Origin of the sequence: Acinetobacter amyesii, from assembly GCF_023499985.1 — a bacterium.
GTDB lineage: Bacteria > Pseudomonadota > Gammaproteobacteria > Pseudomonadales > Moraxellaceae > Acinetobacter > Acinetobacter amyesii.
Genome location: NZ_JAMCOU010000033.1, coordinates 1 through 19,065, shown reverse-complemented (window position 1 = coordinate 19,065; position 19,065 = coordinate 1). Strand labels below are relative to the sequence as shown.

16 protein-coding genes are annotated in these 19,065 nt (G+C 42.0%); 7 read left to right on the top strand and 9 right to left on the bottom strand.

All coding sequences use genetic code 11. The annotated features are described in order from the left end of the window. Positions 1-16: 16 nt before the first annotated feature. Positions 17-1,165: a TDT family transporter gene (locus tag M5F03_RS11565; protein ID WP_249708389.1), complete on the bottom strand. Its 1,149-nt coding sequence runs from the start codon at positions 1,163-1,165 to the stop codon at positions 17-19. A 208-nt stretch (positions 1,166-1,373) separates the two neighbouring features. Between M5F03_RS11565 and ribF the strand changes: the two genes are divergently transcribed. From ribF to M5F03_RS11540, 5 genes are all read left to right on the top strand, one after another. After that, positions 1,374-2,375: a riboflavin biosynthesis protein RibF gene (gene ribF / locus M5F03_RS11560; protein ID WP_078193283.1), complete on the top strand. Its 1,002-nt coding sequence runs from the start codon at positions 1,374-1,376 to the stop codon at positions 2,373-2,375. 63 nt (positions 2,376-2,438) lie between these two features. Then, the gene (ileS, locus tag M5F03_RS11555; RefSeq protein ID WP_078193284.1) at positions 2,439-5,285 is read left to right on the top strand and encodes an isoleucine--tRNA ligase; all 2,847 of its coding nucleotides are present in this window, start codon (positions 2,439-2,441) and stop codon (positions 5,283-5,285) included. Further along, a complete protein-coding gene (gene lspA, locus M5F03_RS11550; protein WP_078190655.1) occupies positions 5,278-5,817 on the top strand; it encodes a signal peptidase II in 540 nt (179 codons plus the stop codon). The genes ileS and lspA overlap by 8 nt, the downstream gene beginning before the upstream one ends. Continuing rightward, complete coding sequence (locus M5F03_RS11545; RefSeq protein ID WP_078190656.1) at positions 5,810-6,292, top strand: FKBP-type peptidyl-prolyl cis-trans isomerase; 483 nt, start codon at positions 5,810-5,812, stop codon at positions 6,290-6,292. Before lspA ends, M5F03_RS11545 begins: the two co-directional genes overlap by 8 nt. 145 nt (positions 6,293-6,437) lie before the next feature. Beyond that, positions 6,438-6,980, top strand: coding sequence for an NADPH-dependent FMN reductase (locus M5F03_RS11540; RefSeq protein ID WP_180024676.1), 543 nt, complete (start codon positions 6,438-6,440; stop codon positions 6,978-6,980). Between the two features lie 285 nt (positions 6,981-7,265). On the opposite strand, the gene M5F03_RS11535 is transcribed toward M5F03_RS11540, so the two are convergent. The 3 genes from M5F03_RS11535 to M5F03_RS11525 form a co-directional block, all read right to left on the bottom strand. Further along, positions 7,266-8,558, bottom strand: coding sequence for a glutamate carboxypeptidase (locus M5F03_RS11535; protein ID WP_180127502.1), 1,293 nt, complete (start codon positions 8,556-8,558; stop codon positions 7,266-7,268). A 537-nt stretch (positions 8,559-9,095) separates the two neighbouring features. Continuing rightward, positions 9,096-10,385 carry a glutamate carboxypeptidase gene (locus M5F03_RS11530; RefSeq protein WP_249708388.1) on the bottom strand — a complete coding sequence of 430 codons (1,290 nt, stop codon included), beginning with the start codon at positions 10,383-10,385 and terminating at the stop codon, positions 9,096-9,098. A 489-nt stretch (positions 10,386-10,874) separates the two neighbouring features. Continuing rightward, on the bottom strand, positions 10,875-11,213 hold the full coding sequence (locus tag M5F03_RS11525; RefSeq protein WP_249708486.1) for a tautomerase family protein: 339 nt from the start codon (positions 11,211-11,213) through the stop codon (positions 10,875-10,877). A gap of 528 nt (positions 11,214-11,741) precedes the next feature. Between M5F03_RS11525 and M5F03_RS11520 the strand changes: the two genes are divergently transcribed. Next, entirely contained in the window at positions 11,742-12,782 is a 1,041-nt protein-coding gene (locus M5F03_RS11520) for a TauD/TfdA family dioxygenase (RefSeq protein ID WP_249708387.1), read from the top strand. Between the two features lie 92 nt (positions 12,783-12,874). Here M5F03_RS11520 and M5F03_RS11515 read toward each other — a convergent pair whose 3' ends face one another. Continuing rightward, positions 12,875-14,050 carry a PQQ-dependent sugar dehydrogenase gene (locus M5F03_RS11515; protein WP_372491142.1) on the bottom strand — a complete coding sequence of 392 codons (1,176 nt, stop codon included), beginning with the start codon at positions 14,048-14,050 and terminating at the stop codon, positions 12,875-12,877. Between the two features lie 446 nt (positions 14,051-14,496). Here M5F03_RS11515 and M5F03_RS11510 point away from each other — a divergent pair, with 446 nt between their 5' ends. Next, positions 14,497-15,108, top strand: coding sequence for a type 1 glutamine amidotransferase domain-containing protein (locus tag M5F03_RS11510; RefSeq protein ID WP_249708386.1), 612 nt, complete (start codon positions 14,497-14,499; stop codon positions 15,106-15,108). Positions 15,109-15,176: 68 nt separating this feature from the next. On the opposite strand, the gene M5F03_RS11505 is transcribed toward M5F03_RS11510, so the two are convergent. The 4 genes from M5F03_RS11505 to M5F03_RS11490 all read right to left on the bottom strand — a co-directional run bounded on the left by M5F03_RS11505 (position 15,177) and on the right by M5F03_RS11490 (position 18,768). Then, positions 15,177-15,488 (bottom strand): ankyrin repeat domain-containing protein, encoded by a 312-nt coding sequence (locus tag M5F03_RS11505; protein WP_249708385.1) that lies wholly within the window; start codon positions 15,486-15,488, stop codon positions 15,177-15,179. Positions 15,489-15,524: 36 nt separating this feature from the next. Then, positions 15,525-16,379 (bottom strand): cell division protein, encoded by an 855-nt coding sequence (locus M5F03_RS11500; protein ID WP_180174101.1) that lies wholly within the window; start codon positions 16,377-16,379, stop codon positions 15,525-15,527. 80 nt (positions 16,380-16,459) lie between these two features. Further along, a complete protein-coding gene (locus tag M5F03_RS11495; protein ID WP_249708384.1) occupies positions 16,460-17,809 on the bottom strand; it encodes an aromatic acid/H+ symport family MFS transporter in 1,350 nt (449 codons plus the stop codon). Positions 17,810-18,216: 407 nt separating this feature from the next. After that, positions 18,217-18,768: a DUF4256 domain-containing protein gene (locus M5F03_RS11490; RefSeq protein ID WP_249708383.1), complete on the bottom strand. Its 552-nt coding sequence runs from the start codon at positions 18,766-18,768 to the stop codon at positions 18,217-18,219. Positions 18,769-19,065: the final 297 nt, after the last annotated feature.

The window sequence follows — 19,065 nt, the reverse complement described above, 5'->3', positions numbered from 1 at the left end:
ATTCACCCGACATCATTTAAGATGCGCGCTGAGCATCACAATACGCTTTTAAACACGGAGAAAAAAATAAGCTGCCGCGATAAAACCCTTGTATGGTTTTCAGCATCACCAATAACCAAAGCGTACAGAGCAAAACCGCAAAAAAAGTGCTGCACTGTTGGATAGCGTGTAACTGCGTCTGTTCCGCCAAATTGATGACTGCTAAACTAAAAACGCCGAATGGAAACGTCATCGCCCACCACCCGAGATTAAAGGGTAAATCTCGTAAATGTTTTAGTGTGATGAGTATAGCGATTCCAAACCACCATACACCAAATCCGAGTAGAACAAGGGCTGCGAACACACCGCCTTGAAGCAACACCTGTCCTAAATCTGCCAAGTCTACCGCTGTCAAAATACGCGGGGCTTGCTCTCCCAAAAGTAACAGCGCTAAAGCCCCTGTCCCAATCGGTCCTAAGGCCAACCAACTGCTGATCGCCATTTCCTTACTTGGAAGTTGATGTAAAGCCAGACGCAGCAACAAGATGCTTAAGATGGCAAATGCTGGAAATACTGAGATCCCCCAAAGCAGATAACTCCCCAGCAAAATATGGACAGCATGGGCCTGTGCAGGTAAATGCGCCAACAATAAACCGCCTGAACTGGCAGCCACCTCGCAAGCCACTATCGGCAATAACCATACTGCGGTCATGCCTTGCAGCGCATGTTGCTGACGACTAAACATCAGAAAGGGAACACACCATGCAATCGCAATTGCCATCAACACATCGACATACCATAAATATTCAGCCCATGTGATGATGCTTACGCCCAAAAACTCAGTGTACAGCGTGGTGCCAAATTTCAATGCGCCATTGATCAGGGTTGCCAGTGCCATGGGGATTGCCCCAAGAAATAAACTCATCACCGGATGCTGGAAAATCTGCTTGGCTTCTTGTGGATACAAGATCCATCGGCTGAGATACATCCCACTAAACAATATGAACAACACGATGCTGATCTGCCACAACCCTGCTCCGATGGACCACATCCACTGCGGCGCCAATGCTATAGATGGTAAAATGAGGGCCACCACACCTGTGCCCATCACCACCGTAAACCAGTTTGGGGTGAAATGACGAATCAAGTCTTGTTTATGCTGGAGTTGATAAAATGGCATTTTCATCGCATGATGCTCATCAAAATGGAATGTCTATAGTTTAAGCACACCATTAAATAAGAAAAATTGATTAATATTTATTTTTATAATTTATTTTACTGATAATAAATTCATCTCTGCATAAAAAAACTTGAGTAAAAACACAACAACAAGACGAACGCAGAAGATTATGGCAATATATAGCCCTCAAACATTTTCAACAATTGATTCGCCCATGAAGCTGCTCCGTCTGAATGCTTTAGCGCCCCACTTAGAACTCCCCAAAACTGCCGTGACCATTGGCAATTTTGATGGCGTACATTTGGGTCATCAAGCGATGGTCAGCCAGCTCAAAGACATAGCACAGCAACAAAACTTAAAAACAGCTGTGATGATTTTTGAGCCACAACCACTTGAATTCTTTAAAGCTTATGACGCTCCACCTCGAATCAGTTCACTACGTGAAAAAGTCGAATATTTAACTGAACTGGGCGTCGACTATATTGTGGTGGCGAAATTTGACAATGCCTTTCGTAATCTCAGCGCTGAAGAATTTGCCGATATTTTAAAAAATAAACTCAATACACAAAGTTTAGTTTTGGGCGAAGATCATCACTTTGGCAAAAACCGTCAAGGCAATAGCGAATTTTTACGCCAATACGGCTTCCAAGTCACAGCCCTGCAGAATGTTGAAGTCGATGGCGAACGTGTCAGTTCAACACTGGTTCGTCAGACATTACAAGCAGGCAACCTTGCCCATGCCGCAAAACTTTTAGGTCGTCCATATAGCATCACAGGTCGTGTGCAATATGGCGATCAAATCGGTCGCACGATTAATTTTCCTACCATTAATGTCCGTTTAAACCGTCATAAACCTTGTTTAAATGGCATTTATGCAGTCGATGTCATTTGTGAAACCGAATCTTTAACAGATAAAGTAAAAAACGAAAATGCTGACAAATTAGGGGTTGCAGGTTATGCACCCTCTGCCCTGTTTGGTGCAGGGCATGTTGGTACGCGTCCCGCGATTAAACAGGAACATCCTGAATGGCGATTAGAAGTACATTTTCCTGATGTTTCTGCTAATCTGTATGGCCTGTTAATGCGGGTGACGTTCTTGAACTTTTTACATGGCGAAAAGGACTACCCTTCGCTTGAAGCACTGAAAGTGGGAATTGATGATGACGTAGAAAAGCTCCTTGAGTTTCGAGGTCAGCACCCTCATTTCCCCTTTTAAACCCCGATTATTTATTGTAAAACGCGTCAGTCAACGGGCTGATAAATTTGGAAGACAACTTGCATGAGCGATAAGCAAACTCCTGAAAATGCAGTGGATTATAAAGCCACGCTAAACCTCCCAGGTACTGAATTTGCGATGAAAGCAAATCTCGCAGTACGTGAAGCGAAATGGTTAGAAGAGTGGTATGCCGACAACATTTATCAGCAGATTCGTGCATCGCGTATTGGCAAGAAAAAATATGTGCTTCATGACGGCCCTCCATACGCAAATGGCCAAATTCACTTAGGCCATGCGGTGAATAAAGTCCTCAAAGACATCATCATCAAAAGCCGTGTAATGGACGGTTTTGACGCACCGTATGTACCAGGTTGGGACTGTCACGGTCTTCCAATCGAACTGAAAGTTGAAGAAAAAGTCGGTAAAGTCGGTGTGAAAGTAGATGCCTCCACTTTCCGTAAAGCCTGCCGTGAATATGCTTACACCCAAGTCGAATTACAGAAAAAAGACTTCGTGCGTATGGGCGTATTTGGTGATTGGGACAACCCTTACCTCACCATGAACTTCAAACAAGAAGCCGACATCGTTCGTTCACTCGGTGAAATTGCCAAAGCAGGCCATATTGAGCCAGGTCTTAAACCAGTCAACTGGTGTTTGGACTGTGGTTCTGCCTTAGCTGAAGCTGAAGTGGAATACGAAGACAAAAAATCAGATGCGATTGACGTTGGTTTTACTGTTGTTGATTTAGCTGATTTATCTGCACGCCTAGGTGTAGACGTTACTGACCGTACAGATATCGTAATCTGGACAACCACGCCTTGGACTATGCCTGCCAACCAAGCGGTTGCTCTACATGCTGAGCTTGAATACCAATTGGTGAAAGCAACTGGCGAAGACAAAGCAGCGCAAAACTTCATCCTTGCAAAATCATTAGTTGAATCTGCAACGCAGCGTTATGGCTTTAACGCAGTTGAAGTGATTGCTGAGTTTGCTGGTGCAAAACTTGAAAACCTAGTACTACAACATCCGTTAATTGCTGAACGCCAAGTACCAGTGATTTTGGGTGAGCATGTCACAGACGGCAGTGGTACAGGTGCTGTACATACCGCCCCAGGCCATGGTGTGGACGACTATAAAGTTGGCTTACAGTACAACCTAAAAGTCGACAATCCAGTTGGCGGCAACGGTGTGTATTTACCGACTGCACCAATTTTTGCAGGCGAGCACATCTACAAAGCCAATCCAAAAATCATTGCTGCTTTAACCGAAGCAGGCAAACTTTGGGCACATGTGGTGATCAAACATAGCTATCCACATTGCTGGCGCCATAAAACACCGATTATCTTCCGTGCAACACCACAATGGTTCATCAGCATGGATGCAAAAGGTTTACGCCAAGGTGCATTGAACGCGATTGAAAATGACATCAGCTTTGTACCAGATTGGGGTAAAAACCGTATCCAGTCGATGATTGAAGGTCGTCCAGATTGGTGTATCTCACGTCAACGTACATGGGGCGTGCCAATTCCATTCTTCGTGCATAAAGATACCAACGAACTTCACCCGCGTACCCCTGAGCTGATCGAAGAAGTAGCGAAGCTGATTGAACAAGAAGGTATTGACGGCTGGTATAACCGTGATGCGTCTGAGTTTATTGGTGCAGATGCAGAGCATTACAATGCAGTTCGTGACACTCTAGACGTTTGGTTTGACTCTGGAACAACACACTTTGCAGTGCTTCGTGAACGTGAAGAATTGCAAGACCCTGCTGACTTGTACCTTGAAGGTTCTGACCAACATCGCGGCTGGTTCCAATCTTCATTGTTGACGTCTATGGCGATTAATAACCGCGCCCCGTACAAAGGCTTATTGACTCACGGCTTCGTTGTGGATGAAAAAGGCCGCAAAATGTCGAAGTCGATCGGTAACGTGATCACTCCACAAGACATCATCAAAGACATGGGTGCAGATGGTCTACGTTTCTGGATCGCCTCTGCAGACTACCGTTATGAAATGACTGCGGGTAAAGAAATCTTTAGCCGTGCATCAGATGGTTACCGCCGTATACGTAACACATTGCGTTTCTTGTTGGCTAACTTGAATGGCTTCAAACCATCGACGGATGCTTTGCCTGTCGATCAATTGATCGCACTGGATCAATACATCTTGCAACGTGCTGCGGAAGTACAGAAAACCATTCAGCAAGCCTATGAAGATATGAACTTCCATATCGTGACCAGCGCATTGACCAACTTCTGTATTAATGACTTGGGTGGTTTCTACCTCGACATCATCAAAGACCGTCAGTACACCACTAAGGCAGACTCAGCTGCGCGTCATTCTGCGCAAACTGCGTTATATCACTTGGTTCAAGCCTTTGTCCGTTGGATGTCTCCAATCTTGAGCTTTACCGCACAAGAAGCTTGGCCACTGATTCCAGAGCAATCTGAGAAATATGTATTTACTGCGGAGTGGTATGACATTCCTGTAGCCTCTACAGCAAATTTAGTGACTGAAGCTGAATGGCAAACCTTGATCACCGTTAAATCTGCAGTGAACAAGTTTATTGAAGCTGCACGTACTGCAAAAACTGTGGGTTCAAACTTGTCTGCCAAAGTTGAACTTTGGGCCAATGCTGAGCTGAAAGCTGTTTTAGACAAATTCGGTGAAGAACTGCGTTTTGTCCTCATCACTTCTCAAGTGATTGTCAATGAGTTTGATGCAGCGCAAGGTGAAGCCTCTGACCTTGACGGTTTAAATGTCAAAGTCTCTGCTGCTGACGGTGAAAAATGTGCGCGCTGCTGGCATGTGCTTCCTGATGTGAATACACATCACGAACATCCAGGTCTTTGTTCTCGTTGTATTATTAACCTTCCTACAGGTCAAGGCGAAGAGAGAAAATATGCCTAATCCACAAGAAAAAAAGGGCTTCTTTCAATTCTACCCACACAATTTAGTGTGGGTGGGCTTATCCATTGTTGCCATTATTTTGGATCAATGGACCAAATGGATTGCAAGTACACATCTGAACTACGCAGATCCTGTACCTGTCATGCCCTTTTTAAATTGGACATTACTACATAACTATGGCGCTGCCTTTAGTTTCTTGTCCGATGCCGGTGGATGGCAACGTTATTTCTTTACTTCACTCGCAGGACTTGTGTCTGTCATTTTTGTATTTTGGCTCATGCGTATGCCAAAAAACGTGAAAGTCCTTCCGATTGCCATTGCCCTGATTTTAGGCGGCGCAATCGGCAACTTAATTGACCGCGTATCTTTAGGTTATGTGGTGGATTTCATTCACGTGTATTACAACAACAGCCACTTTCCTGCATTTAATATTGCAGACAGTGCCATTACTTTAGGCACGATCCTGCTTCTTATCGATACGTTTTTCTTAGAAAAACACCGAATTCAACGTGCGGAAGCGCAAAATGACTGATTTTATCAATCCTAACGAGGAAACTCGTATTGAAGAAGGCTCTAAAGTAGACCTTCACTTTTCTGTTGCTATTGAAAATGGCGTAGAAATTGACAATACCCGTAGCCGTGCTGAACCTGTCAGCCTTGTCATGGGTGATGGCAGCTTATTACCGGGTTTTGAGAAAGCTTTATTCGGTTTACGTGCAGGTGACCGCCGTACCGTGAGCCTTCCTCCTGAAGATGCTTTTGGTCCATGGAACCCAGAAAACGTACAAAAATTTGATACCGTCAAATTTGAGCAACGTCCTGTTGAAGGCCATATGATTGAGTTTGAAGATAAAGCCAAACAAAGTCTGTATGGGGTGATCAAAACCGTCGGTGAAGACATTACCGAAGTGGATTTCAACCATCCTCTAGCTGGTAAAAATATCACCTTTGAAGTTGAAATTTTCAAAGTGACCCCTGCCGGTCAACAAGGCGTAAAACTGATCTAAGTTTCAGCAAATAAAAAGCTCCTTCGGGAGCTTTTTTTATCACTATTTTTATAACTATCAATCGACTCGATACATTTTCTGTATATGCAACGGACCGTTTTCATATTAATTTAATGCAAGACTTTAAAACAAGACAGGAAATACGATGAAACTTCATATTATTGTCGGCAGTGTCCGCGAAGGCCGTACGGCAATTAAGATTGCCAACTGGCTTCTTTCAGAAATCGAAAGCTATGACTACAGTACCGTAGAAACTGAAATTGTCGATTTAAAAGAATGGGATCTGCCTATTTTTGCAGGCGCACATCCACCATTAACCGGGATTTATGACCAACCCAAACAACAAGCATGGGCAGATAAAATCGCACAAGGTGACGCATTTATTTTCATTAGCCCTGAATATAACCACGGCTACAGCCCTGCGCTCAAAAATGCATTGGATTACCTCGGTAAAGAATGGGCCGGAAAACCTGCGGCATACGTTAGCTATGGTGGCACCAATGGTTCACGTTCGATCGATCAGATTCGTCAGGTGGCAACACAGTTAGGGTTGATTGACTCGAATGCTGTGGTTGAGATTCGCGATATTTTCGCACGTAACCGTGCTGAAACCTTTGAAGGTAATGAGTTTGATAACAAAGCTCTTAAATCTGTGTTTGATAAATTGGTGCAGTATGTCAGTGCTTAACTCATGTCATGCGTTCGATGTAAGAAAATGCTTACAGCAGATGGCGTCCTTGACCACTATGCTAATTGAAGCACCTTATTTATAGTTAAACCATACAGAGACAGGAAGTTTCTAGAATAAAAAGAATGGAACATGCAGGAAGCGATTGATTTGACAGGAGTTGAATCTTAGCAATATACGAAAAAGCCCCAACAGGACGTTGGGGCTTTTTCATTTCGTTCTGTATGCTTAATCATAATGAAGCCCACCTAGGTAGGCTCCTTCTAATCATTGCGATATAGAATATTATCTTGCTTTCGACACATCCACAATTAATCGTGTTGCCAAATACAAACGCGGAATAATACTGTCTTTTAAAATATATTCTGCATTGCTTGAGTGAGCCCCATCTCCTGATAATCCCATTCCCTCAATTACAGCAGCTTTCGACTTTACTCCAGCAAAAGCAGCATCAGTACCGCCTCCTGTTGGAGTCAAAGAAACAGTCAATGGAATGTTTAACTCATTTTTATAGATGTCTTGCGCTTTTTCAGCCAACTTTTTAGAGGCATCATTTACAGCCAATGGTGGACGGCGGACTTCAAATTTCACACTGACTTGGCTATCTGATAACTTTTTATTTTTGATTTTCTCATTTAACGTTTTTTCCACGGCCTCAAAGTCTTGGACACGTAGTGCTCTGACATCCGCCTGTGCAGCAGCATGTTCTGGAATGACATTGCGTGTTTTACCCGCTTCCGCCACAGTCCAATTCAGCTTTAACCCAGTGTTAGGATCAGATAGATTTTGCATTTGTGCGATTTGGTGAGAGAGCTCAGTGAGTGCATTCACCCCTGCCTCAGGTTTCACACCGGCATGTGAAGATTTTCCTTTAATTTCTAAATAGGCTGCGCCAATGCCACTGGTTGCCAGACGTAAGTTACCATCTTTACCGCCCCCTTCAAAAGACAACACCACATCCTGATCTTGTGCTGTTTCTGTAATCAACTTACGTGAGGCAGGTGAGCTGATTTCCTCATCTGAATTCATCAAAACAGTGATCGTGCCATAGTCTTTATAATTCAATTTTTTAAGGGTATTCAAAACATGCAAAATTGCAGCTACCCCTTGTTTATCATCAATGATACCTAAGCCATAGACCTGATTACCGTCAATTTTAAACGGTTGGTTTTTAAGCATTCCCCGTTCATAAACCGTATCCATATGCGCGATCATCATGATTTTACTTTTACCTTGACCTTTCAATACCCCTTTAACTATTGGTCCCATTTTCTCAGGTGTATCGTCCATGCGATAAATATCTGTACTTTCGATCACACTCACTTCAGCACCGACATTCTTCAACTGATCTGCCACCACTTTGGCCATTTGATTCAGGCCTTCAAGATCCTTACTGCCGGATTCAATATTGACCAAGGTTTTCAAGGTCTCTAAATAACTTTGCTTTTGACTTTCCGCAACTTGCATAATCTCTTGTGGAGATGCTGCCCAACTTGCTGAAGCACTAAGCGCAATGACGCAGCCTAATGCGAGCTGAAGTTTTGATGTCGTCCGTTGTTGTGTAAGTGTTCTTAGCATCGATCTTATTCCCTGTATATTTTTCATTATGAATTTTTAATGTCTGATAAATTAATTCACCATTCAACCAATTAATCGCAAAAATATGTAACACCGCTGATGAAGATTTTAATCTCATCAAAACCAGCTTCCCGCTGTTTTAAAACAGGTTTAGATCGATTTGGGTCAATAGTTCTATCGGTCGATAGCCTTAATGCTGTGCAATACATTGACGCGACGGACAGAATGATAATTTAGGTGTTGTACGTTTTGGCTTACATCAGATGCGGATAATAGACACTATTCACGTTATTGGATTACTTTTATATTAAGGTCATACAGCGACAGGATGTCACTGAACATAAAACAACAATGATAAGACAATGAGCAGGAAGCTTAACGGTAGGACAGGAGTTATACCGCTAGAATGAATCCGAAAAAGCCCCGACAGGATGTCGGGGCTTTTTTCATTTCAAATGCTACATAAGAATAGCTCTAACATGAGCCACAACCAAACTCAGGGCAATGGCTCATTAGATCTCACCCAATCGGATACGATTACTTTTTAGAACTCTCCACAATTAAACGCGTCACCAAGTACAAACGCGGTACGATAGAATCTGTCAAAATATATTCAGCTTTATCTGAATGTAATCCATCACCTGACATGCCTAGTCCCTCAATGATCGCGGCTCTCGAACTAACCCCAGCAAAAGCGGCATCAGTACCACCACCCCAAGCGGTCGTTTCAACTTTCATCGGCAGCTTTAATTCTTTTGTGTAAATCTGCTGGGCTGTCGCGGCCAATTTTTTGGCTTGTGGACTGGCTTCTAAGGGTGGTCGACGGACTTCAAATTTGACCTCGACCTGACTTTCCGCCAATTTTTTGGTTTTGACTTTTTGCTTCAAGGTTTTTTCCAACTCAGCAAAATCTTGTGGTTTTAAGGAACGAGCATCTGCCTGCGCTGTCGCATGGTCAGGAATCACATTTCGGGTTTTTCCAGCCGTCGCAACAGTCCAATTCAGCTTTAAACCCGTTTTCGGATTGGATAGATTTTCTAATTGTTGAATCTGAAAAGCCAGTTCTGTCAAGGCATTGACCCCTGCTTCAGGTTTTACCCCCGCATGCGAACCCCGCCCTTTAATATCTAAATAAGCCGCACCAATCCCACTAGTGGCTAACATCAAACTTCCCTCTAAACCACCGGTTTCAAAGGAGAGGACAACGTCCTGATTTTGAGCTGTATCCATAATCAATTGGCGCGAGCCGGGTGAACTGATTTCTTCATCTGAATTAATTAACACCGTAATGGTGCCGTAATCTTGGTACTTCAGCTGTTTCAGCATATCCAAGACATGAATCACTGCAGCAACACCTTGCTTGTCGTCCAAAATACCTAAACCATAGGCTTTATTACCATCTATACGAAACGGTTGACCTTGTAATTGGCCCTTTTGATACACCGTATCATTATGTGCCAACAACATAATGTTCGTTTTACCTTTGCCTTTCAGTACCGCTTTTACAATCGGCCCTGTCTGATCTGGCGCACCATCGAGTTTCATGATGTCTTTGGGCTGAATCACGTTCACCTCAGCCCCTGTGGCTTTTAATTGCTCTGCGACCACCTTAGCAATTTGATTCAAACCCTCAATATCTTTACTGCCGGATTCAATATTGACCAAGGTTTTCAAGGTCTCTAAATAACTTTGCTTTTGACTTTCCGCAATTTGCTTAATCTCTTGTGGAGATGCTGCCCAACTTGCTGAAGCACTAAGCGCAATGACGCAGCCTAATGCGAGCTGAAGTTTTGATGTCGTCCGTTGTTGTGTAAGTATTCTTAGCATCGATCTTATTCCCTGTATATTTTTCATTATGAATTTTTAATGTCTGATAAATTAGTTCACCATTCAACCAATTAATCGCAAAAATATGTAACACCGCTGATAAAGCTTTTTGTCACTTCAAAACTAGCTTCCTGCTGTTTTAAAAGCGGTTTAGATCAATTTGGATGCATAGATCTAGTGGTCTAGAGCCTAGATGCTGTGCAATACATTGACGCGACGGACAGAATGATAATTTAGGTGTTGTACGTTTTGGCTTACATTAGATGCGGATAATAGACACTATTCACGTTATTGGATTACTTTTATATTAAGGTCATACAGCGACAGGATGTCACTGAACATAAAACAACAATGATAAGACAATGAGCAGGAAGCTTACGGTAGGACAGGAGTTATACCGCTAGAATGAATCCGAAAAAGCCCCGACAGGATGTCGGGGCTTTTTTAGTTTAGGCTCCGTGAAAGCAACAATCCATGTATTTGCACAGACTAAACATCCACCTGAAAACCTAAATCAACATCACAAGCGGCTTGACCACCTCGAATCCCCCAGTTTTCTTGGGGGCTTTCACATAAGGTAATGATGATATGGTCGGCCGGAATGCCAAATTCCACCAAATTCTGCACGAGCATTTGATATAACTTACACTTGGTTGCTACGGTTCGTCCCGCAAAACAATCAATGGTGATATGTGTAAAGCGCTCAGGCTGCGTCAAATGATCACATACCTGAAACCGATGTGGCGCATGCACTTGCAAACGTATATTGCGGTCATATCGAGGCAGTTGAAAACTCTGTTGTAAGGCGTCAAAGACAGCATTTTGCAGCTATTGTTCTTGTTCTATGCTGTATTGCATCCGTATATCGATTTGTGTTGCAGGCATGCGCGAAACTCATTGTTGTTATTTAGATCACTACACTAGCAGGATTTAGCGGCGTTCTGCTGTAGGCATTTACCTACAGCGCTTGCAGTAATTACGCCTGTAGCCTTAACAGCAACGCGCCTATAGTAAGAACATACAGAGACAGGATGTCTTGCAATAAAAATAAATAATGCACATGCAGCAGGAACGCTGATCGGTATGACAGGAGTCATATCTTTAGAATGAATCTAAAAAGCTCTCGATAGGATGTCGAGGGCTTTTTTCATCTCATCATTCATTCAGCGATCGCACTCTATTCGTCGAAAAATCGCAATTTATCAACAATACTTACATCGCAACAGTAAAACTGTACTTATAATCGGCAGAGAATTTAGACAGAATAACGGCTGCGAGTTCAGCAGCTCGAACTGTCAGCGCTTAGGGATTAGGCGACAACAATAAAAATTGAATTAAAAAATTAGAGAATGACCTATGCAATTGCAACAGCAACAACTGAATAGTTTTACCCGCATTTTTCATGCCGCTCCAGAACACAATAGCCCGCAAGATCTTGCACAATATATTGGCGCGCATCGACAAGAGCTTTTACAACAAATCCATGAAAATGGCATCTTACTGTTTCGTGGTTTTAACATCGAGCAACCCGAACAATTTAACCAACTGATTGAACAATATTTTCAGTTTACCCCATGGAATGCATTTAACCCCAATATGCCCAGCTGGGTTGCATCATGGATGCGAAAATACAGCGAGAAATTGCTCGGCGCTGGCGACTACCGTCGTTATATCGATCGCAACACAGTGCAATTGGGTCCAGTCGAAAACTCGGTACAAGGCCCGCATGTTGAAGGCGGCGTGCGCTCAGAACGCTCGCGTTATATCGCCTTATTTTGTCAGGAACCATCGACGTATTTAGCAGAAACAGGATTTAATAACTTAGAGCAGATTTGGGAGAATTTTCCGAAACATCTACAGGAAAAATATCTCGGCGCATGGAACCATTTTTCTTATGTCTCAGCACGCAAGGTGGGATTATTTGATCGGTTATTGCTGAAAAAGAGCCCGTTTAGTTTAGAGATTCGACAAGATAAAAAAGCCAAATTGACCTTGCAGCGTTCGCCGCTGGTGATTCATCACCCCGATACGAAAAAGCATGTGATTCAGCCGTGGGCTTTTGCCAATAATACCAATCCATTTGCCCATCAGGCGGCCAAAAATTGCTTTGAAAATCGCGGGGACATTGAAATGGATTCAACGGCGGACGGCATGCAACTGACATGGGAAATTTACACGCCAGAAGGTCAACAAATTGAATGGAACGATGCCGAAAAGCAGCAATTTTTTGATGCGATGTATAAAGATGCCCTGCTTTTACAGTGGCATAAAGGCGATGTTGCTATTGTCGATAATATTAAAATTGCGCATTGGCGGATGAATGGAGAACAAGGAAATCGTAAACTGATTCAAATTCAAGCCAATGCCTTTAATGCCGATGAACACTATGCGGCTTAGCTGATGGATTTAAAACTCGTGCAGGCCTGTATGTGAAAAGCCCCGTAGGGGCTTTTTTTTATTTTTTGAATTTTTTGTTTATTTTTTAGCCACTATTTAGGCTCAATTTTGAATAACCATGCCTTTTCTCCATCTTCAATGCCCCAAATACTGCCGTCTTTGGCTTCAATGAGTCCTCGAATACGCTGTGGCATGGCAATTCGTTGTATTTCTTGGACAGGTTTAAGCTCTGTATCAACAATCACAATCGCTTCTGAAGATAAGCCACCAATCAGCGCTTTATTTTTCCACAACGGGAACTTTTGCCCTTGGTAAAATATCAAACTTGACGGTGAAATCACCGGTGTCCAACTGATGGCAGGCGCTTCAAATTCAGGCCGAGTATGATGATCAGGAATCGGTTGATCATCATAATGATCGCCATTCGATACATGCGGATAGCCATAGTTTTTCGCACGCTGCACGAGATTTAACTCATCACCGCCTTTCGGGCCCATTTCGGCCACCCACAGCTGCTGTTTTGCATCAAATGCCATGCCTAAAGGGTTACGGTGCCCGAAACTCCAGACTTGCTTTGCAACCTCGCCTTGGGTCTGAAATGGATTATCCGCAGCAGGTGTTCCATCACTATTTAAGCGCAGCACTTTACCCAAATTTGACTGCAGATCTTGTGCAGGATCAAACTTCTGACGTTCGCCCGAACTCACCCATAATTTTCCATCTGCGCCAAATTGCATACGGTGTGAATAATGGCCTTGACCTTCTACTTTTGGAATTTGCCTCCAAATGATTTTTCGCTGTTTTAAACTTGGCGCAGCTTCATTTGGGTTTAATGTGGCTTTTTCGATGACAGCGCCAAAACCGCCCTGTCCTGCTTCTGCATAGCTCAGATATATCTGATGATTTTTTTCAAACTGCGGATCGAGTGCAATATCACCTAATCCACCTTGTCCACCATAGGCAACTTTGGGAAGGTTTTTCACCTGTATTTTCTGCTGGTTTTGAGGATTAAAGATAATTAGCTGACCTTTTCTTTCTGTCAGCAATAAGCGTCCATCTGTGAGCGACTGAATGGCCCAAGGCTCATTAAATTGAGCGATTTTTTGTATTTTAAAGCGCTGTTCTTGCTGGATTTGTGCCGTTTTTTGAGCTTGGCTTGGTGTTTGATCTTGTGCTGTAGTTGTGGTGTTTTCCGCATGGCATGCGGCTGTCATCAGGATGCCAACGATAAGGCTAGGCGTTCGAAAATATTGTAAGCATTGTTTCATTTACTGTTCCCTTCCCTTTTATAATCATTTGATTCTAATCAATTAATCAGATGATTTTTCTTTGGAAAGGTAACAGAATAATTTTGTACGTTTTGGCTTACATGACATGCAGAAAATTGCGGCTTTCCAAGTTTATGAAACAGGCCTAATCTACAGTTATCAGGAGACAGGAAGTTTCCGAAACATAAAACAATAACAATAAGTTTCTGCATCAGGACGTGAGATATGACATGGAGTTGTATCTAGAACACGAAATACGAAGAAAACCCCGACAGGATGTCGGGGTTTTCTTTTTTCTAGCTGATTTTTTTAAGAATTCGCCCTAATCTAGAACTTTCGCATAACATCTCTGTCAAAACTTCTTACACTTTCCTGCGAAATTATTACATACCCAAATCCGTCAAGTTGCTAGCGTGGTAGACAATCCTCATTGCAAGGAGTCAATCATGACTTTAAAAGCTTTAGTGATAACGTCAAATGTCGGTGTTGAACATGACGAGCTGATTCAACCCTTAAATTATTTAAATGAAAAGGGAATTGAAGCCATTCATGCCGCTGTTAAACATGCTGCGGTCCAGACAGTAAAAGCAGACAAAAAGGTCGAAGCTGAAGTCCAACCCAATGCCCAATTGAGCAGCGTAAATGCTGAAGACTATGATGTGTTAGTAATTCCAGGCGGAACTGTCAATGCAGATCATCTACGGATCAATGAAGATGCACTGCGACTTATTCAAAACTTTGCTGACCATCAAAAACCTATTGCTGCAATTTGTCATGGTCCTTGGGCTCTCATTAATGCTGAACGAATTCGTGATAAAACTCTGACGTCTTATAAAAGTATTCGTTTGGATTTGGAAAATGCGGGTGCACATTGGGTCGATGAGCAGGTGCACCGCTGTAATACGGGTGGTTGGGTGCTCATTACTTCTCGTTGTCCAGATGACTTGCCTGCGTTTAATCAAGCGATTCAGCAGGAGCTTGAGCAACAGCAACAGCAACAGCAACAGCAACAGCAACAGCAACAGCAACAGCAACAGCAACAGCAACAGCAACAATAATTCTAAAATGAAAATACCCGCATATTGCATGCGGGTATTTTATGAATCTACTTTATAAGATGTATGGCTTACAAATTTTTTAAGTATGCCACTACATCATCATTGCCTGCCATTTCTGCAAGCTCTAATGCTGTGTATTGGGTCTTATGCTGTACATTTGCACCTTTCTCTACCAACAGCTTCACTACGTCTAAATAGCCATTTTCTGCTGCTGCATGCAGTGCGCTATAGCCTTCGTCATCGGCAGAGTTTACGTCTGTGCCATTTGCCAATGATTTTTCGACTTCTGCAAGTTCACCTAAAGATGACCAGTACACCAGTTCAGGCAAATGCAGTTCTTCATCGTCTTCAGGGATTGGGGAGAATGAGTTGAGTTTCATATTTATTAAGCTCAATATGGATTAACTAAGCATTTACTATATATTACTTCCTTGTAAAGACTCTTTCTCAAATTTTAATGCTTCTTTATTTGAGCCTAAATATCTACTAATTCCATCCATAGCAAAAAATCCACCAATTGCTTTTTCATGATAGCCAATTATCAAACCTCCATAACAATTCACAGCCGTACAATTTTTGATGATAGTACTATTATTTGTAATAAGAATATTTGTAGGACGAACTAAAATTTCTATTCCATTGCGAAGAAATCTTCCTCGTTTGAATATAACTTTATTAGGAGGGCAAAATTCTATTTCTATTAAAATTTTTCGATGGTTCTCTCTTAAAGTAAGAGTAGTACCAACCAATTGAATATCCCAAGCTAAAGGTTTGAAAATTAATTGATTATTCTTAATGTGCAAAATGGGAGTGTTATATTCGTTGAAAATTACTAAATTTAGTAAAAAATGTCCATCCGCAAGTATTAACCCAATTAACGGTGTCCCATCAACACTAATGGGTACCATAGCTGTACCGTATCCTTGATCCTTACAACTAAAAATATTTCCTCCTATCTCAACAATTGCTTCCTCTCCTGAAAAATGCAAAAGGTAAGGTTTAGATATCCCTTCTTGTAAATTAAATGGTTTTTCATTAGCTTTTCTAACTTGTTCTTTAGGCAATAAACCACTAGTTTTTTCACGATGATGCTGATCACATAATAGTGTTATTTCATCAGCAATATGACGTTTGACTAAAGCCCATTCTTCCATGTGCTCATATTCATATAATGGCATTCCACATATAACGCATCCAAAGCCACATCTTTGTCTAACTTCTCTTTGTATCGGTAAAGGTATATTTCTACTATTTGGTTTTTCTTCATTCATGATAATTTTCTAATAAAAAATTTTAAATATTATACAAAAAAGCCCCCTTTCGGAGACTTTTCTTTTTAAAGAATCACAACTTAAGCTTTGGCTGTAGATGCCTCTTTAACATCAATTTTATCACTGTCATTTCCATGCATGATCAATGCAACCGCGATCGCAGTAATCAGTACAGGTAAACCCACCGCCATAAAGTTGAAGTGCGCAGGTAAGTTCATACCAAGCAAACCACCAATCAAGATCGGCCCTACAATCGCGCCCATACGACCAATCGCAGAAGACCAACCAATACCCGTCGAACGTACAGCAAGTGGGTAATACTGCGCCACATAGCTGTATAGCAGCATTTGCGAACCAATAGATGCAGCACCTGCCAAGAATACCAAAATGTATAGCAAGAACTGATTCGATTGGAAGCCCATCAAGCTCATCACAATCGCGCCCATCATACCCAAAACCATCAGCACAGGTTTTAAATGGAAACGGTCAGCCAAAATACCACCGCCAACAATACCCACAACTGCGCCAACGTTCATGACCATCATGAACATCAAGCTGTTATCCATAGAATAACCGGCTGCCATCATCAGTTTTGGTAACCAGCTGCTTAGCGCATACATGGTCAATAGGCACGTAAAGAACGCCACCCAAAACAGCAATGTATTTACGGCACGACCACGGCGGAACAAACTCACCACGTTAGCAGCTTCAGGTACATTTTCTTGCGGTAAAGTGAACACTGTATTTTCAGTCACTTTCACTTCAGGCGCTAAGCGCTTCACGATACTGCGGGCTTTTTCCTGTTTGTTTTCTTTCACCATAAATGCCAAAGATTCAGGTAAGAATTTCCAAATGACAGGTAAAAGGAAAAGTGGAATACCTGCAATAAAGAACATGATTTGCCAACCAAAATCAGGGGTGAACCATGAACCTAAAAGTGCCGCCATCACACCACCGACTGCATAACCACTAAACATCGTCGTTACTAGTGTGCTACGCATCTTCTGCGGCGCGTATTCCGACGTTAAAGCCACAAGGTTAGGCATTACACCGCCAATCCCTAAACCAGCCAAGAAACGCAAAATACCAAATTCTGTTGGATTCGACGCAAAACCACCAGCAAAGGTCAAACCACTAAATAAAACGATACAGATCATGATGACTTTTTTACGGCCAATCTTATCTGCTAAAGAACCAAAGAACATGGCACCAAACATCATCCCTGCGAGCGCAGTACTGGCAAGCATCCCCGCTTGCATTGCACTTAAGCCCCAGTCTTGCATCAATAATGGTAAAACCACGCCATTAATCGCTAAATCGTAGCCATCAAATAAAATAATCAATAAGCACCAAGCCACTACATTGAAGTGGAACGGGGTAAATTTAGCCTTATCGACTACAGAATTTATGTCTATTTTTTCCGTTGTCATCGTTCTCATCTCCCATGAGTACTTGTCCATAACATTCATTGAATTTTTAAGTAAAATTCAACAGCCACGGAATATACGGAACAGTAATTTCTAGGGATATTAGACGTATGTTTAATAAATCGAATTGCTTATAAGTGCATGTTAATTGTGTTATTTTTCATGTTTTAGTTTAATTATTAAACATTATCAATATATGATTATTTAACTGATTTATTTAAATCATAATATCCTAGTTTTTAGGTCTAATTCTTCTATTCTTTCATTAAACTTCAGAACGACACACCATCATTTATTTCTATCTTTAGTTTAGAAAAATTTTAAATGTCTAAAAAACAAACGCAATTACATCTTTAGAAAAGCTCACTTTAACGCTCTTGATTGTTTTAAATACCTTGATAGCACTGAGATTAAGCAATCACTAGCTTACAGCGAAATCCACGAGACGCATAATATGACTGCGCGCTATTATGATAGCTAAATACATGATCATAACGTCGATCACAAAACAGTGCCCCGCCCTTTTGCCGAATATCCGCTGGCGTTACGATCCAACTCGAAGTCTTTAAATCGAAATGAAAAACTTGCTGTATCGCACGATATTCTTCTTCTGTCAGCAGCTCAGCACCGATGTCTCGAACCATGTCTATAACGTTATTTTTCGGAGGATGATCCTTCCGATTCTCCAAGGCATCATGGTCATAACACAAGCTTCGTCTAGGCTTTGGCGACTCTAAGCTGCAATCATAAAATATCAGGTCATGAGATTGCCGATTCAGCATAACAATATCTGGCTCACCGCCTGTTTTTTCCATTTCGATTAACATTTTTAGTTTTGAGGGCTGTGCAATCAATTGCTTTTTAACATCATCCCAAAGCAATTCTGGATGCCGCTGCATATTTGCCTCAAAGCGTTGCTGCAATATCTCTAAAATAGAGACTTCATCGAGATTTTGGAGCATATGTACATCCTATTCTTTTTATACATTGAGACCGTACTTCACTATAAAGAATATAAACTCACCTTGATGTAAATTTTTAGCGCTGTTTAGCCTCATTCATTTTAAATATCTCTCGTTTTCCTATTTTTGTGCTTTAGCTTTTTCTACTTTTATAACGTTCTTTTCCTTTTTTCTTTTTTCTCCCCGCATAAAAAAACACCCCCTGCACTAGTGCAGGGGGTGTTTCGAATAATGAGCTGGCGATGACTTACTCTCACATGGGTAACCCCACACTACCATCAGCGCTAAGAGGTTTCA

Excerpts from the sequence above, each read along its gene's own strand:
- M5F03_RS11565 (WP_249708389.1), bottom strand. The coding sequence starts at position 1,165 with ATGAAAATGCCATTTTATCAACTCCAGCATAAACAAGACTTGATTCGT.
- M5F03_RS11490 (WP_249708383.1), bottom strand. The coding sequence starts at position 18,768 with ATGCTCCAAAATCTCGATGAAGTCTCTATTTTAGAGATATTGCAGCAA.
- M5F03_RS11495 (WP_249708384.1), bottom strand. The coding sequence starts at position 17,809 with ATGACAACGGAAAAAATAGACATAAATTCTGTAGTCGATAAGGCTAAA.
- M5F03_RS11535 (WP_180127502.1), bottom strand. The coding sequence starts at position 8,558 with ATGCTAAGAACACTTACACAACAACGGACGACATCAAAACTTCAGCTC.
- M5F03_RS11500 (WP_180174101.1), bottom strand. The coding sequence starts at position 16,379 with ATGAATGAAGAAAAACCAAATAGTAGAAATATACCTTTACCGATACAA.
- M5F03_RS11515 (WP_372491142.1), bottom strand. The coding sequence starts at position 14,050 with ATGAAACAATGCTTACAATATTTTCGAACGCCTAGCCTTATCGTTGGC.
- lspA (WP_078190655.1), top strand. The coding sequence starts at position 5,278 with ATGCCTAATCCACAAGAAAAAAAGGGCTTCTTTCAATTCTACCCACAC.
- M5F03_RS11520 (WP_249708387.1), top strand. The coding sequence starts at position 11,742 with ATGCAATTGCAACAGCAACAACTGAATAGTTTTACCCGCATTTTTCAT.
- M5F03_RS11540 (WP_180024676.1), top strand. The coding sequence starts at position 6,438 with ATGAAACTTCATATTATTGTCGGCAGTGTCCGCGAAGGCCGTACGGCA.
- M5F03_RS11530 (WP_249708388.1), bottom strand. The coding sequence starts at position 10,385 with ATGCTAAGAATACTTACACAACAACGGACGACATCAAAACTTCAGCTC.
- ileS (WP_078193284.1), top strand. The coding sequence starts at position 2,439 with ATGAGCGATAAGCAAACTCCTGAAAATGCAGTGGATTATAAAGCCACG.
- M5F03_RS11545 (WP_078190656.1), top strand. The coding sequence starts at position 5,810 with ATGACTGATTTTATCAATCCTAACGAGGAAACTCGTATTGAAGAAGGC.
- M5F03_RS11505 (WP_249708385.1), bottom strand. The coding sequence starts at position 15,488 with ATGAAACTCAACTCATTCTCCCCAATCCCTGAAGACGATGAAGAACTG.
- M5F03_RS11510 (WP_249708386.1), top strand. The coding sequence starts at position 14,497 with ATGACTTTAAAAGCTTTAGTGATAACGTCAAATGTCGGTGTTGAACAT.
- ribF (WP_078193283.1), top strand. The coding sequence starts at position 1,374 with ATGAAGCTGCTCCGTCTGAATGCTTTAGCGCCCCACTTAGAACTCCCC.